Here is a 16,461-nt window from a genome sequence, read left to right on the forward strand (position 1 = left end):
GACCTTATGAGCAAGCCCTACGCGGACCGCGAGATCTGGTTCCTCACCGGTAGCCAGGACCTCTACGGAGACGAGACCCTGCGTCAGGTCGCCGAGCAGTCCCAGGAGGTCGCGCGCGCTCTCGACGCGTCGCCCGACGTCCCCGCGAACGTCGTCTGGAAGCCCGTCCTCAAGGACTCGGCCTCGATCCGGCGCGCGATGCTCGACGCCAACGCGGACGACCGCGTGCTCGGCGTCGTGACGTGGATGCACACGTTCAGCCCCGCCAAGATGTGGATCACGGGCCTCGACGCGCTGCGCAAGCCCCTGCTGCACCTGCACACGCAGGCGAACGTCGAGCTCCCCTGGGACTCGATCGACATGGACTTCATGAACCTCAACCAGGCCGCGCACGGCGACCGCGAGTACGCGTACATGGCGACGCGCCTCGGGGTGGCGCGCACGACGGTCGTCGGTCACGTCTCCAACCCGGCCGTCACCGCACGCGTGGGCTCCTGGGTGCGCGGCGCCGCGGGCTGGGCCGCGACGCACGAGCTGCGCCTGGTCCGCTTCGGCGACAACATGCGCAACGTCGCGGTGACCGAGGGTGACAAGACCGAGGCCGAGCTGCGCTTCGGTGTGAGCGTGAACACGTGGGGCGTCAACGACCTCGTGGAGGCCGTCGACGCGGTGTCCGACGCCGATGTCGACGCCGTCGTGGCCGAGTACGAGAACCTCTACGACGTGGCCCCCGAGCTGCGCAAGGACGGCGACCGGCACGCGTCGCTGCGCTACGCGGCCCGCCAGGAGATCGCGCTCGAGACGTTCCTCGAGTCGGTCGGCGCCAAGGCCTTCACGACCAACTTCGAGGACCTGGGCGACCTGCGCCAGCTCCCCGGCATCGCGGTCCAGCGCCTCATGTCGAAGGGCTACGGGTTCGGCGCCGAGGGCGACTGGAAGACGGCCGTGCTCGTCCGTGCCGCCAAGGTCATGGGCGAGGGGCTGCCCGGCGGCGCCTCGCTCATGGAGGACTACACGTACGACCTCACGCCCGGCAGCGAGAAGATCCTGGGCGCGCACATGCTCGAGGTCTGCCCGTCCCTGACGACGTCGACCCCGCGCGTGGAGATCCACCCGCTCGGGATCGGCGGCAAGGAGGACCCGGTCCGCATGGTGTTCGACGCCGACCCCGGCGTGGGCGTCGTCGTCTCGCTCGCGGACATGCGCGACCGCTTCCGCCTCACGGCCAACGTGGTCGACGTCGTCCCCGCGAGCGCCCCGCTGCCGCACCTGCCGGTCGCGCGCGCCGTGTGGGAGCCGCGCCCCGACTTCGCGACGTCCGCCGAGGCGTGGCTCACCGCGGGCGGTGCCCACCACACGGTGCTCTCGACCGCTGCGGGGCTCGATGCGTTCGAGGTCTTCGCGGAGATCGCGCGCACCGAGCTGCTCGTGATCGACGAGGGCACGACGCGCCGCGGCTTCCGCGACCAGGTGCGCTGGAACCAGGTCTACTTCCGGGTCGCGCAGGGGCTCTGACCGCCCGTGCGGCCCGGTGGTCGGGCCCTGTGCGGCCCGGCCACCGCGAGGAGGCCCCGACGGGCCCGACGGCCCGTCGCGGCCTCCTGCCGCGGCCCCCGCGGCCTACCCGCCGTCCTGCCCCTGGGGGGTGCAGGGCGGCGGATCGGCCCGGCGGGGTCGGTGTCGGGGGCGCCACCGGGTGGGCGCTCTGCCCGCCGGCGCTCCCGACGCCCGTCGTCGTCCCGTGCGGACCTCGCGCCGCCCGACTCCGCGCCAGCCCGCGCGCCCGCGGCGTCTCCGACGCGGCACGAGGATCGGACGCCGGGGCAAAGGTCCAGGTCTCCGCGCTCTTTCGAGACCGGCGTCACCTCTCGTGATGGAAACGTGACCCTCAGGACTTCCAACTTCCGCGTGTGAGCGCTAACATCTCTTCCCAGGGGGTGTGAGCGATCACATCTGAACGTGAGCGGAGCAGCTCGACAACCGAAGACGCACGACCACGAACCAACAGCCCAACGACGGGCCGACGTGGTCCCGGCACGGCGCCGAGGACCGCATCTCAAGGAGGAGAACCATGTTCAACAAGTCCACGGCACGCGTCCGTCTCACGGGCATCCTGGCCGGTGCAGCAGTCCTCGCCCTCGCTGCGTGCAGCGGCGGCGGGACCGACTCGGCCGACAGCACCGACGGCGCGGGCGGCGGCAGCGAGAACATCCGTGTCGGGTTCTCCCAGCTCGGGGCAGAGAGCGGCTGGCGCACGGCCAACACCGAGTCGGTCAAGGCCAACCTGACGGCCGAGAACGGCATCGACCTCACGTTCGTCGACGCGCAGCAGAAGCAGGAGAACCAGATCAAGGCCCTGCGCGACTTCATCGACCAGGACGTCGACGTCATCGCGTTCTCCCCGGTCATCGAGACCGGCTGGGACGAGGTCCTCCAGGAGATCAAGGACGCCGAGATCCCCGTCGTCCTCGTGGACCGCACGGTCGACACCACGGTCGAGGACCCCTTCGTGACCTGGATCGGCGCGGACTTCACCGCCGAGGGCGTCACGGCCGGCGAGTGGGTCGCGGAGAACGCTCCCGACGCCAAGATCTTCGAGCTCCAGGGCACCATGGGCTCGGGCGCGCAGACCAACCGCCAGGAGGGCTTCCGCTCGGTCGTCGAGGACCAGATCGTCGGCGAGGCGACCGGTAACTTCACGCGCGCCGAGGGCAAGGCGGCCACCGAGGCCGCGCTCCAGGCCTACCCCGACATGAACCTCATCTTCGCCCACAACGACGACATGGGCCTCGGCGCCATCGAGGCCATCGAGGCCGCGGGCAAGGTCCCGGGCAAGGACATCCAGATCGTCACGGTCGACGGCGTGCACGACGGCCTGACCGCTCTCCTCGAGGGCAAGTTCAACTTCGTGGTCGAGTGCAACCCGGCCTTCGGCGACCAGCTCCTCGAGCTCATCAAGCAGGTCGCAGCGGGCGAGGACGTCGAGAAGGAGACCATCGTGGTCGACCAGGCGTTCGACCAGACCATCACGCAGGAGATCATCGACGCCCGCTCGTTCTGACGAGCAGCACCTGACGGCCCGCCCGGTCGCCGCCCCACGCGGCGCGGCGACCCGGGCGGGCCGCACACACCGCGCGCGGGGACGTGCACCACGTCCCCGCCGGCCGGTGCCTGAGCTCCAGCACCTTCCCCAGGACGGAAGAACAACCATGTCAACGACGACCGCCGCCACCGCGGCGCCCGTGGTGGAGATGACCGGGATCACCATCGAGTTCCCGGGCGTCAAGGCCCTCGACGGCGTCGATCTCACCCTCCGCCCCGGTGAGGTCCACGCCCTGATGGGTGAGAACGGCGCCGGCAAGTCCACCCTCATCAAGGCCCTCACGGGGGTCTACCAGATCGACGCGGGACGCATCGTGGTCTCCGGTGCCGAGCACCGGTTCACGCGGACCCGCGACTCCCAGGACGCGGGCATCAGCACCGTGTACCAGGAGGTCAACCTCTGCTCGAACCTCTCGGTCGCCGAGAACATCATGCTCGGGCACGAGATCCGGTTCGGCCCCTTCATCAACTGGCCCGCGACGCGCCGCAAGGCCCGCGAGTACCTCGCCCTCCTCAACCTGGACATCGACCCCTCGTCGGCCCTGTCCTCCCACTCGATCGCCGTGCAGCAGCTCTGCGCGATCGCGCGGGCCATGGTCGTCGACGCGAAGGTCCTGATCCTCGACGAGCCCACCTCGAGCCTCGACAAGGCCGAGGTCGCCGAGCTCTTCGACGTGATCCGCTCGCTGCGGGACAAGGGCGTCGCGATCCTCTTCGTGTCGCACTTCCTCGACCAGATCTACGAGATCACCGACCGCCTGACCATCCTGCGCAACGGTCGCCTCATCTCCGAGCACCTGACCAAGGAGCTGCCGCGGATGGAGCTCATCTCCGCGATGATCGGCCGGTCGAGCGAGGCCCTCGCGGACGTCGAGGCGCGCGCGCACCGCGTCGTCTCCGAGCACGACGAGGCCCCCCTGCTCCAGGCCGTGGCCCTGGGCCGTGACGGCTCGGTCGAGCCCTTCGACCTCGACGTGTACGCGGGCGAGATCGTCGGCGTGGCGGGCCTGCTCGGCTCGGGCCGCACCGAGGTCGCCCGCCTGCTCTACGGCGCCGACAAGGCGGGCAGCGGGAAGCTGACGTTCGACGGCACGACGCGCGGCGCGGCCCCCCTGACCTCGATCAAGCGAGGCGTCGCGTTCTCCTCGGAGGACCGCAAGAAGGAGGGCATCATCGGGGACCTCACGGTCCGCGAGAACATCGCCCTCGCGATGCAGGCGAGCCGCGGCCCGTGGCGCCCCATCCCGGCCAAGGAGCTGGACGCGGTCGTCGACCGCTACATGAAGGCGCTCAACGTCTACCCGGCGAACCCGAACATGCTCATCAAGAACCTGTCGGGCGGCAACCAGCAGAAGGTCCTCCTGGCCCGCTGGCTCGCGACCGCGCCGCGCCTCATCATCCTCGACGAGCCCACGCGCGGCATCGACGTGGGTGCCAAGGCCGAGATCCAGCGGCTCGTCGCCGAGCTGGCCGCCGACGGGATGGGCGTCGTCTTCATCTCGTCCGAGCTCGACGAGGTGCTGCGCCTGAGCCAGCGCGTCGTCGTCATGCGTGACCGCCAGAAGATCGGCGAGATCACCAACGGACCCGACGTCACGTCCACCACGATCCTCGAGACGATCGCAGCGAGCGGGAGCGCATCATGAGCACGACCACCACGACCCCGTCGACACCGTCGGCGTCGCCGCCGGTGTCCGGCAGCCCCGCACCGCGGGGTGCCCAGGGCGCGCTGCGCCGTGTCACGCACCACCACCTGTTCTGGCCCGTCGTCGCCCTGGTCGTCATGCTCCTCGCGTGCGGCCTGCGCAGCCCCGGCTTCCTCGACGTGACGATCATGGACGGCCACCTGTTCGGCCAGCTGATCGACATCATGCGGGCGAGCGCGACCCCGCTCCTGCTCGGCATCGGCATGTGCCTCGTGATCGCGACGGGCGGGATCGACCTCTCGGTCGGCGCCGTCATGGCGATCTCGCTCGCGGTGTCGCTGACCTACATCGACGCGAGCGGCACGGGGGGCACGCTCAGCACGGCGCTCGCCGCGGTCGCGATCGGCCTCCTGGTCGCCGCGGTGATCGGTGCGTTCAACGGCTTCCTGGTCACGGTCCTGGGCATCCAGCCGTTCATCGCGACCATGATCCTCATGGTCGCGGGCCGCGGCATCGCGATGCTCATCACCAAGGGCCAGATCACCACGACCACGAGCCCGCCCTTCAAGTCGATCGGCTCGGGCTTCATCCTGGGCATCCCGACCCCCGTGGTCATCGCCGGGGTCGTGTTCGCCCTGGTCGCGCTGCTGGTGCGCCGCACGGCACTCGGCATGCTGGTCGAGTCGATCGGCATCAACCGCGAGGCCAGCCGGCTCGCGGGCGTCCAGTCGCGCAACATCACGTGGTTCGTCTACCTGCTGTGCGGCCTGCTCGCCGGGCTCGCGGGCATCGTCTACGGAGCCCCGACCATGGCGGCCGACGCCAACAACATCGGCCTCATGAAGGAGCTCGACGCGATCATGGTCGTCGTCCTGGGCGGCACCAAGCTCGACGGCGGCAAGTTCAGCCTCGCGGGCGTCGTGGTCGGTGCGCTCCTGCTCTCGACGCTCGAGCGAGCCGTGGTCATCTTCCACATCAGCTCGCAGATCACGCCGCTGTTCAAGGCGCTCGTGCTGATCATCGTGTGCATCGCGGCCTCCGAGCGGCTGCGTTCGCTCCTCGCGTCCCGACTACCGAGGAAACGCCCCACCCTGGGCGCGGGCACGGCGACCACGAGCGCGAAGGGGGCAGCAGCGTGAGCACCGTCCAGACGGCGCCCCGGGCGTCCAAGAACCCCCAGCAGGGCAAGGGCCCGCGCGGAGGCCACGACACGGGCTTCGTCGCGCGCCTCATGACCAACCCCGTGGTCCGCAAGCTCTCGGACCGCCGGCTCCTGCCCGTCACGGGCACGCTCGTGGCCCTCGCGGTCATCCTGATCGTGGGCCAGGCGCGCTACAGCACCGACCGCCGCGACTTCCTGAGCATGCGGCTCTTCTCCAACCTGCTGGTCGACAACTCGTACCTGATCGTCCTGGCGATCGGCATGACGTTCGTGATCATCACGGGCGGGATCGACCTGTCGGTCGGTGCCGTGGTGGCCCTCGTGGGCCTGGTCGTGGCCAAGCTCCTGATCGTCGGGGCGCCGCTCCCCGTGGTCCTGGTCCTGGGCGTGCTGATCGGCACGACGTTCGGCCTGCTGATCGGCGTGATGGTCCAGTACTTCGACATACAACCCTTCATCGCCTCGCTCGCCGCGATGTTCCTCGCGCGCGGCCTGGCCAACGTCGTGAGCGTCCAGTCGCTCGCGATCAAGGACGAGGGCTTCGCGGCCCTGGCCTCGTGGAAGATCAAGTTCGGCGAGGGCCGTGAGGCCTGGAGCATCAACCTGAGCATGGTCATCGCGTTCGTGGTCCTGCTGATCGCGATCTACCTGCTGCACTACACGCGCTTCGGTCGCACGGTCTACGGGCTGGGCACGGGCGACAACGGCACGGCCGTGAACCTCATGGGCCTCAAGGGCAGCTCGACCAAGGTGTGGGTCTACGTGATCAGCGGCACGTGCGCCGGGATCGCGGGCATCCTGTTCGCCCTCTACACCAAGTCGGGCTTCAACCTCACGGGCATCGGCATGGAGCTCGACGCGATCGCGGCGGTCGTGATCGGTGGCGCGCTCCTGACCGGCGGCGGCGGGTTCGTCCTGGGGTCGGTCGCGGGCGTGCTCGTGTACGGCCTGATCCAGGTGCTCATCGCCCGCGAGGGCCTGGACTCCTGGTGGACCAAGGTCTTCATCGGCGTGGTCCTGCTCGCGTTCGTCCTGCTGCAGCGGGCCATGACGTTCCGTCAGGGACGCGGCAGCGCCACCTAGCGCCCGTCCAGCACCACTGCCTCGCGCGGGTCGGGCCTGGAGCCGGACCCGTGCGAGGCACCACAGCCCGGTCCGTCGAGGCAGACGGACCGAGAACGGCCCGGAGGTGGCACCCTCCCGGTCGAGCCGGTCCCGGCTGGTACCCGGGGCCGGCTCGGACGACCGGGAGGGCGCACCCGCCGGGTTGACCCGTACAGCAATGGAGCGCACGGGCTGCACCCGGCATCGCTCCTTTCCTCGTTGCAGCAAGGTTGGAGCACTGTGATCATCTCTGATTCCCCTGCCCGCAGTACATCCCGCGGCAGGACGGCACGACCGTGGGCGGCCTCCGTCGCGGTCCTCGCGCTGGGGGCGACGACCGCCCTCGCGGTCACCCCGGCGGCCTTCGCGGCCACCGAGCCGGTCCTTCCGGCGGGCGCCTGGGTCGACCAGTTCGACACGGCCGAGCTCGGCTCGGCCTGGGACGTCGTCAACCCGGTCCCGTCGGCGTGGTCGCTCGCGACGACGCCCGGGTCCTTGACCCTGACGTCCCAGACGGGCGACACCTACCAGGAGGCGAACACCGCGAAGAACGTCTTCATGGTGGACGTCCCCGTGGGCGACTTCACGGTCGTGACCAAGGTGTCGGCCCCGGTCGGCAAGGTTTACCAGGGCGCGGGCCTCATCGCGTGGAAGGACATGGACAACTACGTCCGTGCAGGTCTGACGTACGTGGGCAGCCTGTCGCCCTCGGCGCGCGCGATCGAGCTCGACAACGAGACGGGCGGGAAGTTCACGGCCGCGTCGTTCACCGACCGTGCGGGCTCGACGGGCGAGACGCTGCGCATGCAGCGCACCGGTGACACGCTCGCGGTGTCCTACTGGGACGCCACCGCGGGGGACTGGAAGCCCGCGGGCTCGACGACGGTCACGTTCGACGTCACCCAGGTCGGCCTCTACGCCCTCGCGGCGCAGGACGGCTCGACGCACGCCGCGACGTTCGACTACGTCGCGGTCGACGCGGCCGAGGGCCAGGACGTCGTCCCGACGGGCACGTTCTCGCTCGACGGCCCGGCCGACCACAAGCACCTCGTCCTGACGGACACGGGCCTGTCGTTCGTCGCGCAGCGCCCGGCGTCGCCGCTGGGCCTGGTGGCCACGGCGGTCGCCGGCGGGCCCGACGGCGCCGCGACGCTCGCGCAGGCGGGCACCGGTCTGCCGGTGGTCGTCGCGAGCGACGGGCGGATCACGCTCGGGGCCGCCGACGCCGCCCCGGCCCAGGTGCGGCTGACCGACGTGGGCGGCGGCAAGCTCGCGCTGCGCGTGCCGGGCGCCGCTGCCGGGGAGTTCGCGGGGGTGCGCGCCGCGGACGGAGCCCTGGTGCTCGGCGCCGAGGACGCGGCCGTCAGGCTCACGCTCACCGCGCTGTCGTCGGCCGAGCACACGCTCGCGATCGACGCCGCGGGCGAGACCGTCGAGATGAGCGACGACCTGTACGGCATCTTCTACGAGGACATCAACTACGCCGCGGACGGCGGGCTGTACGCCGAGCTCGTGCGCAACCGCTCGTTCGAGTTCAACTCGTCGGACAACTCGTCCTTCACGGGGCTCACGGCCTGGGAGCGGGTCAACCGCAACGGCGGCACCGCGACCACGACGGTGGTGACCGACGCGCAGCGCCTCAACGACAGCAACCGCTACTACCTCCGGCTCGACGCGACCGCGGCCGGCGCGGGCGTGCGCAACGCGGGCTTCAACACGGGCCTCTTCCTCGAGAAGGGCCAGAAGTACGACTTCACGGTGTGGGCGCGCTCCGCCGTCGGGCAGGACCTGACCGTGCAGGTGGAGAACGCCGCGGCGGGGACCACCTACGCGACCGGGAAGGTGACCGTCGACGGCACCGACACCTGGAAGAAGTACTCGGTGACCCTCACCGCGACCGAGACCACCTCGGCCGGGCGCCTCGCGGTCCTCGCGGGGGCCGCAGGCACCGTGCGCCTCGACATGGTCTCGCTCATGCCGCAGGACACCTGGGTCGGGCCGGTCAACGGCAAGACCCACCTGCGCAAGGACCTCGCCGAGAAGATCGACGCCATGAACCCGCAGTTCCTGCGGTTCCCGGGCGGCTGCGTGACCAACGCGGGCACGTTCGACACCTACCTCGAGAGCAACGGCACCGACCGCCGGCGCACGTACCAGTGGAAGGAGACCATCGGGCCGGTCGAGGAGCGGGCCACGAACTGGAACTTCTGGGGCTACAACCAGTCGTACGGGATCGGGTACTACGAGTACTTCACGTTCGCCGAGGACCTCGGCGCGACGCCCCTGCCCGTCCTGTCGGTCGGCGCCAACGGCTGCGGCAGCACCATCCCCGAGATGAAGGACGACGTCCGGATCCAGCGCTGGGTCCAGGACACGCTCGACCTCATCGAGTTCGCCAACGGTGACGTCACGACCGAGTGGGGCGCGGTGCGCGCCGAGCTCGGCCACCCCGAGCCGTTCGGCCTGAAGTACCTGGGCCTCGGCAACGAGGAGAACACCAAGACGTTCGAGGCGAACTTCCCGAAGTTCAAGGACGCCGTGCGCGCCGCGTACCCGGACGTCCAGATCATCTCGAACTCGGGTCCGGACGACACGGGCCAGCGGTTCGACGAGCTCTGGGAGTTCAACCGTGCGCAGGAGGTCGACCTGGTCGACGAGCACTACTACAACGACCCGAGCTGGTTCCTCGAGAACGCCGACCGCTACGACGACTACGACCGCGAGGGCCCGCACGTGTTCCTCGGCGAGTACGCGTCGCGCGGCAACACGTTCTTCAACGCGCTGTCCGAGGCCGCCTTCATGACGGGCCTCGAGCGCAACTCCGACGTCGTCGAGCTCGCGTCGTACGCGCCGCTGCTCTCCAACGAGTCGTACGTGCAGTGGTCGCCCGACGCGATCTGGTTCGACAACGACGAGTCGTGGGGCACGCCCAACTACTACGTCCAGGAGCTGTTCGCGAACAACGTGGGTGACGAGGTCGTCCCGTCGGTGCACGGTGCCGACGCCTCCGCCGAGCCCGCCCTTGACGGGGGCGTCTTCCTGTCCACGTGGTCGACCAGCGCGTCGTACGACAACGTCAAGGTCACCGACAACGCGAGCGGCGACGTCCTGTTCCAGGACGGGTTCGACGACGCCACCCAGTGGTCTCCCGTGACCGGGACGTGGGCCGCGCAGGACGGCGTCTACACGCAGTCCTCGACGTCCGTGACGGACGCGCGCTCGATCGTCACGGGCGCGTACGCCAAGGACTGGAAGAACTACACGCTCGAGCTCGACGCCCGCAAGATCGCCGGGTCCGAGGGCTTCCTCGTGGGCTTCGCCGCGGGCGGCCCGAACGACTACTACTGGTGGAACATCGGCGGCTGGAACAACACCCGCTCGGTCCTCCAGCGAGCTGATGGCGGCAGCGCCGCCGAGGTCGCCGCGGTCGAGAACAAGAGCGTCGAGACGGGCCAGGGCTACAAGGTCAAGGTCGTGGTCCAGGGCAGCACCATCGAGCTCTACCTGGACGGCCAGCTCCAGATCTCGTACGAGCAGCCCGCCGCGAAGTCGCTCTACCAGGTCGTCACGCGCGACGAGGAGTCCGGCGACCTCGTGGTCAAGGTCGTCAACCCGACCGCGACCGCGGCGGACACCGCCGTGACGGTCGCGGGCCAGGAGATCGCGGCCCAGGCCACGGTCACCGAGATGGTCAGCGCGCCCACGGACACCAACACCAAGGCGAACCCGCGGGCGATCGTGCCCGTCGAGCGGACCTGGGACGGGGCGTCCAACGCGTTCGACTACACGTTCCCGGCCTACTCGGTCACGTTCCTGCGCCTGCAGGCGGCCGGCACCGAGGCCGAGCCCGTGGACCTCGCGGTCACGGCCAAGGCGCAGTGCGTCGCGGGCCGCGCGAACCTCTCGGTGCGTGCGGTCAACGGCGAGGACGAAGCCGTGACCGTGGCATTCACGACGCCGTTCGGGACCAAGACGTTCGCGTCGGTCGCACCCGGCAAGAGCGCGTCGCAGTCGTTCAGCTCGCGCGCGGTCTCGGTCCCTGCGGGGACCGCGACGGTCGTGGGCACGATCGGCACGGGGCCGGGGGCCCGCTCGACCACGTTCGACGTCGAGTACCCGGCCACGACCTGCGGCTGACGACCGCACCAGCTCCGCCGGGGTCGCGGGACCACCTCGCGGCCCCGGCGTGACCCCTCCGGTCCACCCGGGCCGGTGACAGCACGAGCACGACCTGCAGCACCTGCACCACCCGCACCACCCGCACCACAAGGACGCGGGGGACCGTCGGGCCGGCACGACCGGCCCGACGGTCCCCAGCAGGGGGCGCTCAACGACGAGACGGCGAGAGGCCACGAACCACATGACCACCCGACACGACCCGGCGCAGACCGCGCCCTCGGCCCGACGGAGGGCCCCCCGCGGGGCGAGAGGCGCCCTCGGGGGCGCGCTGAGCATCGCTCTGCTCGCCCCGATGGCCCTGGCAGGACCGGCAGCGGCCCTGGCCCCGGCCCCCGCACGCCCGACGACGGCGCTCGCTCCGGCGGTGCCGGCCGCCACCGAGACGAGTGCCACAGAGGCCCCCACCCCCACGGCCGACGGCCTGAAGCTCTGGTACAAGCTCGACGAGCTGAGCGGCACGGTCGCCCACGACGCCTCGGGCTCGGGCCGTGACGGCACGCTCGTCGGCGGCGGAGACTGGACCGACGGGCAGGGGCTCACGTTCGGCGGCTCGAGCTACGTGGACCTCCCCGACGACCTCCTGGCCGGCTACTCGGCCGTGACGGTCAGCGCCGACGTGTGGATCGACTCGTCGCTGAGCGGCAACTACTTCTTCTACAACCTGGGCAACACGGCCGTGGGCTCACCGCAGTCGGGCAACGGCTACCTCTTCTCCTCGGGCAACGCGAACTACCGGGCGTCGGTCTCGAACGCCGCGTGGAGCGCCGAGCAGAACACGGCCAAGTCGCCCTCCGCGGCCCTCGCGCGCGGTGTCTGGAAGACCGTTACCTACACGCAGGGTGCCGGCACCGGTCGCCTCTACGAGGACGGCGCGCAGGTCGGGGTCAACACGGCCGTGACCCACACGCCGGGCTCGATCGGCAACGGGAAGACGACCGCCAACTACCTCGGCAAGTCCGCCTACGCGGCCGACAACCTCTTCAAGGGGCGCATCAAGGACTTCCGCCTCTACGACCGCGCGCTCACGGCCGCCGAGGTCGCCGACCTCAGCACCGCGAACGCCGCGGCGTCGCTCTCCGCCGACGTCAGCGCCCTGTCCCTCGGGGACACGAGCGCCGTGGCCAAGAACCTCACGCTGCCCGCGAAGGGCACGGGCGGCTCGACCGTCACCTGGGCGACCTCGGACGCGAGCGTCGTGACGTCGTCGGGCGTCATCACCCAGCCCGTCGGTCAGGCGCACACCGCGACCCTGACCGCGACGCTCTCGCTGCGCGGCCAGAGCGCCACCAGGACGTTCGACGTCACCGTGGTGCCCGGCACGGGCGACCAGGGCGTCGTCGACGCCGCGGCCGGCGCGCTCGAGGTCAAGAACCTCGACGACGTCCGCGGCAACCTCACGCTGCCGACCACGGGAGCAGAGGGCACCACGGTCACGTGGGCCACCACGGCACCCACGGTCGTCACGCCGTCGGGCGAGGTCACGCGACCCGCGCACGGCCAGGCCGACCAGACCGTCACGCTGACCGCGACGGTGAGCAAGGGGCAGGCCACGGCCACGCGCGCGTTCGACGCGACGGTCCCCGCGCTCCCCGAGCAGCAGGACTACGCGGGCTACCTGTTCTCCTACTTCATCGGTGAGGGCTACGCGACCGGCGAGCAGGTCTACTTCGGCCTGAGCAAGGGCAACGACCCGCTCAAGTACCGGAACCTCAACGACAACCAGCCCGTGCTGACGTCGAGCCTGGGGGAGACGGGCCTGCGCGACCCGTTCGTCATCCGTTCTCCCGAGGGCGACAAGTTCTACCAGATCGCGACCGACCTCAAGATCCACGGCAACGGCAACTGGGACGCGTCCCAGCGCACGGGCTCCAAGTCGATCATGGTCTGGGAGTCGACAGACCTCGTGAACTGGACCGACCAGCGCCTCGTCCAGGTCTCCCCGGAGACCGCGGGCAACACCTGGGCCCCCGAGGCCTACTACGACGCGACGATCGGCGCGTACGTCGTGTTCTGGGCCTCCAAGCTCTACGAGGAGGACGACCCGGGCCACACGGCCAACACGTACAACCGCATGATGTACACCACGACCCGCGACTTCTACACGTTCACCGAGCCGCAGGTGTGGGTCGACCCGGGCTACTCGGTCATCGACTCGACCGTGATCGAGCACGACGGCGAGTTCTACCGCTTCACCAAGGACGAGCGGAACAACACGTCCACGACGCCGTGCTCCAAGTTCGTGCTGGGCGAGAAGGCGAGCGAGCTGCGCTCGCTGAGCTACGACTTCATCACCGACTGCATCGGCAAGGCCAACTCGCTCGGCGGCGGCATCAACCAGGGCGAGGGCCCGACCATCTTCAAGTCGAACACCGAGGAGAAGTGGTACCTGTTCATCGACGAGTTCGGCGGCCGCGGCTACGTGCCCTTCGAGACGACCGACCTGAACGCCGACGAGTGGAAGATGTCCACGGGCTACGAGATGCCCTCGCGCCCGCGCCACGGCACGGTCCTGCCCGTGACGCAGACCGAGTACGACGCGCTGCTCAAGGGCTACCAGCCGGACGCGTTCGTCGAGTCGGCGCAGGACGTCACGGCCGTCGTGAGCGTCGGTGACGCGCCGGTCCTGCCGGCCACGGTCGCCACGCGCACCGCAGCCGGCACGACCACCCAGACCGCCGTCACGTGGGACGCGATCGACCCCGCGAGCTACGCGCAGGCCGGGACCTTCGAGGTCACGGGCTCGCTCGGCGCCGGCGTGAGCGTGCGTGCCAAGGCCGTCGTGACCGTGGTCGAGGGCGACGTCCCCGTCACGGGCCTGGTGGTCTCACCCACCTCGACGCAGGTCACGGTCGGATCGGCACGCTCGCTCACCGCGATCGTGACCCCCGCCAACGCCACGGCCCGCACCATCACCTGGACGAGCGCCGACCCGTCGGTCGCGACCGTCGTCTCCAACGGGCCCTCCGCGGGCACCGTGCGCGGCGTCGCGGCGGGCAGCACGACCGTGACCGCCACGACCGCGGACGGGTCGCGCACCGCGACCGTCACGATCGACGTGACGAAGGAGATCCCGGGCCTGGTGGTCCAGTACCGCCTGGACGAGACGAGCGGCACGCAGGCCGTGAACTCGGCGCCGAGCAGCGCCGTCGGTCCCGCGACCGTCGTGGGCGGGGCCGCCCGCAACGGCACGGACGGCGTGCGTCTCGACGGGGTCGACGACCACGTCAAGCTGCCCAACGACGTGCTCAAGGGCCTGACGGAGATCACCGTCTCGCTCGACGTGCGCATCGACACCGCCCAGTCCACGCCCTACTTCATCTACGGCCTGGGCAACACGAGCGGGTCGAGCGGCAACGGCTACCTCTTCACGACGGGGGACGCGTACCGCACGGCCATCGCCTCAGGGAACTACACGACCGAGCAGAACACGACCAAGGGCTCGAACCTCGCCCGCGGCGTGTGGAAGCACCTGACGTACACGCAGTCGGGCACCACCGGCACCCTCTACGAGGACGGGATCCAGGTCGCGCGGAACACCAACGTGACCACGACCCCCGGATCGATCGGTAACGGCACCACGGTCGCGAACTACATCGGCCGCTCGCTCTACTCGGGCGACAAGTACCTCAAGGGCGACGTCCGCGACTTCCGCGTCTACGACCACGCCCTGAGCGCCGACGAGGTCAAGGACCTCGGTCAGGACCACTCGGCCGTCACGGGGGCCGAGCTCGCCGAGCTCAAGGTCGCCGCGATCGTCGACGGCGGGTCCAGCACGGTCACGCTCCCGGTGGTGCCCGGCACGGACCGCTCCGCGCTCGCGCCTCGCCTGGTCGTGTCCGACCGTGCGACCGTGACGCCCGCCAACGGCTCGGTCCAGGACCTCACGCAGCCCGTGACCTACACCGTGACGGGCCCCGACGGGGCCGCGCGCACGTGGACCGTCCAGGCCAAGGAGATGCGCAGCCCGGTCCTGCCGGGCCTGTACGCGGACCCGAACATCGCGGTCTTCGACGGCGTGTACTACATCTACGCGACCACCGACGGCACCCCCGGCTGGGGCGGCAAGGACTTCTACGTGTGGAAGTCGACCGACCTCGCGAGCTGGGAGCGCTCGGCCGAGCCGTTCCTCACGCTCGACGGCGCAGCGGGCGACGTCCCGTGGGCCACGGGCAACGCGTGGGCGCCGACCATCGTCGAGCGCGACGGGAAGTACTACTTCTACTTCTCGGGGCACAACCCGACCTACAACCGCAAGACGATCGGTGTCGCGGTCGCGGACAGCCCCGAGGGGCCCTTCACCGCGCAGCCGACGGCCATGATCACCAACGGGGAGGCCGTCACGACGGGGCAGGCGATCGACCCGGCGGCGTTCGAGGACCCGCAGACCGGCACGTTCTACCTGTTCTGGGGCAACGGCAGCAACGCGCCGCTGTACGCCGAGCTGAACGACGACATGGTCTCGGTCAAGCAGGACACCATCACGAAGTTCGGTGGTCTGACGAACTTCCGCGAGGGCCTGTTCCTCAACTACCGCGAGGGGACCTACCACCTGACCTACTCGATCGACGACACGGGCTCGGAGAACTACCGGGTCGGGTACGCGACGTCGACGAGCATCGACGGGCCGTGGACCTACCGCGGCGTGATCCTCGAGAAGGACGTGTCCCAGGGCATCCTCGGGACCGGGCACAGCTCGATCGTCCAGGTCCCCGGGACCGACGAGTGGTACATCGCCTACCACCGCTTCGCGATCCCCGGCGGTGACGGGAACCACCGCGAGACGACCATCGACCGCCTCACGTTCGGCGAGGACGGGCTGATCCAGAAGGTCGTCCCGACCCTCGAGAGCGTCCCGCCGCTCGACGTGACCGAGCCCGCGCAGGTCGAGGTCGACGTCACGGTCGCGCCCAAGTGCGTGGCCGGCAAGGCCGCGCTCACGGTGCTCGTGAGGAACACCGAGGAGGTGCCCGTCGACGTGGTCGTCACCACGCCGCTCGGGACCAAGACCTTCCTCCAGGTCGCGCCGGGCAAGCTCGCGTCCCAGACGTTCTCGGCCCGTGCGGTGACGCTCGCGGCCGGGAAGGTCACGGTCACGGCCCAGGCCGTGCTCGACGGCGCCCCGGTCACCACGGCCTACGACGTCACCTACGCAGCGACCAGCTGCGGCTGACCTGCTGGTCGCCGCCGAGAAGTGAGTAGATGCCCCAGTTCTGGGCGCAGGAGGGGCATCTACTCACTTCTCGGCGAGGGCGCCGACGGCGCCCGCCC

General features: G+C 70.3%; 7 protein-coding genes. All 7 read left to right on the plus strand.

Annotated elements, in window-relative coordinates; translation table 11 throughout:
• The first annotated feature begins 6 nt into the window (after window positions 1-6).
• The 7 genes from araA to ACIPWA_RS00795 all read left to right on the plus strand — a co-directional run bounded on the left by araA (window position 7) and on the right by ACIPWA_RS00795 (window position 16,363).
• Entirely contained in the window at window positions 7-1,515 is a 1,509-nt protein-coding gene (araA, locus tag ACIPWA_RS00765; RefSeq protein ID WP_400287729.1) for an L-arabinose isomerase, read from the plus strand.
• Between the two features lie 556 nt (window positions 1,516-2,071).
• Window positions 2,072-3,061, plus strand: coding sequence for an ABC transporter substrate-binding protein (locus tag ACIPWA_RS00770; RefSeq protein WP_056649699.1), 990 nt, complete (start codon window positions 2,072-2,074; stop codon window positions 3,059-3,061).
• A gap of 148 nt (window positions 3,062-3,209) precedes the next feature.
• Complete coding sequence (locus ACIPWA_RS00775; protein WP_068707522.1) at window positions 3,210-4,748, plus strand: sugar ABC transporter ATP-binding protein; 1,539 nt, start codon at window positions 3,210-3,212, stop codon at window positions 4,746-4,748.
• Window positions 4,745-5,887 (plus strand): ABC transporter permease, encoded by a 1,143-nt coding sequence (locus ACIPWA_RS00780; RefSeq protein WP_082848774.1) that lies wholly within the window; start codon window positions 4,745-4,747, stop codon window positions 5,885-5,887. The genes ACIPWA_RS00775 and ACIPWA_RS00780 overlap by 4 nt, the downstream gene beginning before the upstream one ends.
• Window positions 5,884-6,993 (plus strand): ABC transporter permease subunit, encoded by a 1,110-nt coding sequence (locus ACIPWA_RS00785; RefSeq protein ID WP_231907654.1) that lies wholly within the window; start codon window positions 5,884-5,886, stop codon window positions 6,991-6,993. The genes ACIPWA_RS00780 and ACIPWA_RS00785 overlap by 4 nt, the downstream gene beginning before the upstream one ends.
• A gap of 261 nt (window positions 6,994-7,254) precedes the next feature.
• Window positions 7,255-11,151, plus strand: a complete 3,897-nt coding sequence (locus ACIPWA_RS00790; protein WP_400287733.1) for an alpha-L-arabinofuranosidase C-terminal domain-containing protein — start codon at window positions 7,255-7,257, stop codon at window positions 11,149-11,151.
• 334 nt (window positions 11,152-11,485) lie between these two features.
• The gene (locus tag ACIPWA_RS00795) at window positions 11,486-16,363 is read left to right on the plus strand and encodes a family 43 glycosylhydrolase (RefSeq protein ID WP_400287735.1); all 4,878 of its coding nucleotides are present in this window, start codon (window positions 11,486-11,488) and stop codon (window positions 16,361-16,363) included.
• The last annotated feature ends 98 nt before the right edge of the window (window positions 16,364-16,461 follow it).

Origin of the sequence: Oerskovia enterophila (assembly GCF_044748475.1) — a bacterium.
GTDB classification, from domain to species: Bacteria; Actinomycetota; Actinomycetes; order Actinomycetales; family Cellulomonadaceae; genus Oerskovia; species Oerskovia enterophila.

Excerpts from the sequence above, each read along its gene's own strand:
- araA (WP_400287729.1), top strand. The coding sequence starts at position 7 with ATGAGCAAGCCCTACGCGGACCGCGAGATCTGGTTCCTCACCGGTAGC.
- ACIPWA_RS00770 (WP_056649699.1), top strand. The coding sequence starts at position 2,072 with ATGTTCAACAAGTCCACGGCACGCGTCCGTCTCACGGGCATCCTGGCC.
- ACIPWA_RS00775 (WP_068707522.1), top strand. The coding sequence starts at position 3,210 with ATGTCAACGACGACCGCCGCCACCGCGGCGCCCGTGGTGGAGATGACC.
- ACIPWA_RS00780 (WP_082848774.1), top strand. The coding sequence starts at position 4,745 with ATGAGCACGACCACCACGACCCCGTCGACACCGTCGGCGTCGCCGCCG.
- ACIPWA_RS00795 (WP_400287735.1), top strand. The coding sequence starts at position 11,486 with ATGGCCCTGGCAGGACCGGCAGCGGCCCTGGCCCCGGCCCCCGCACGC.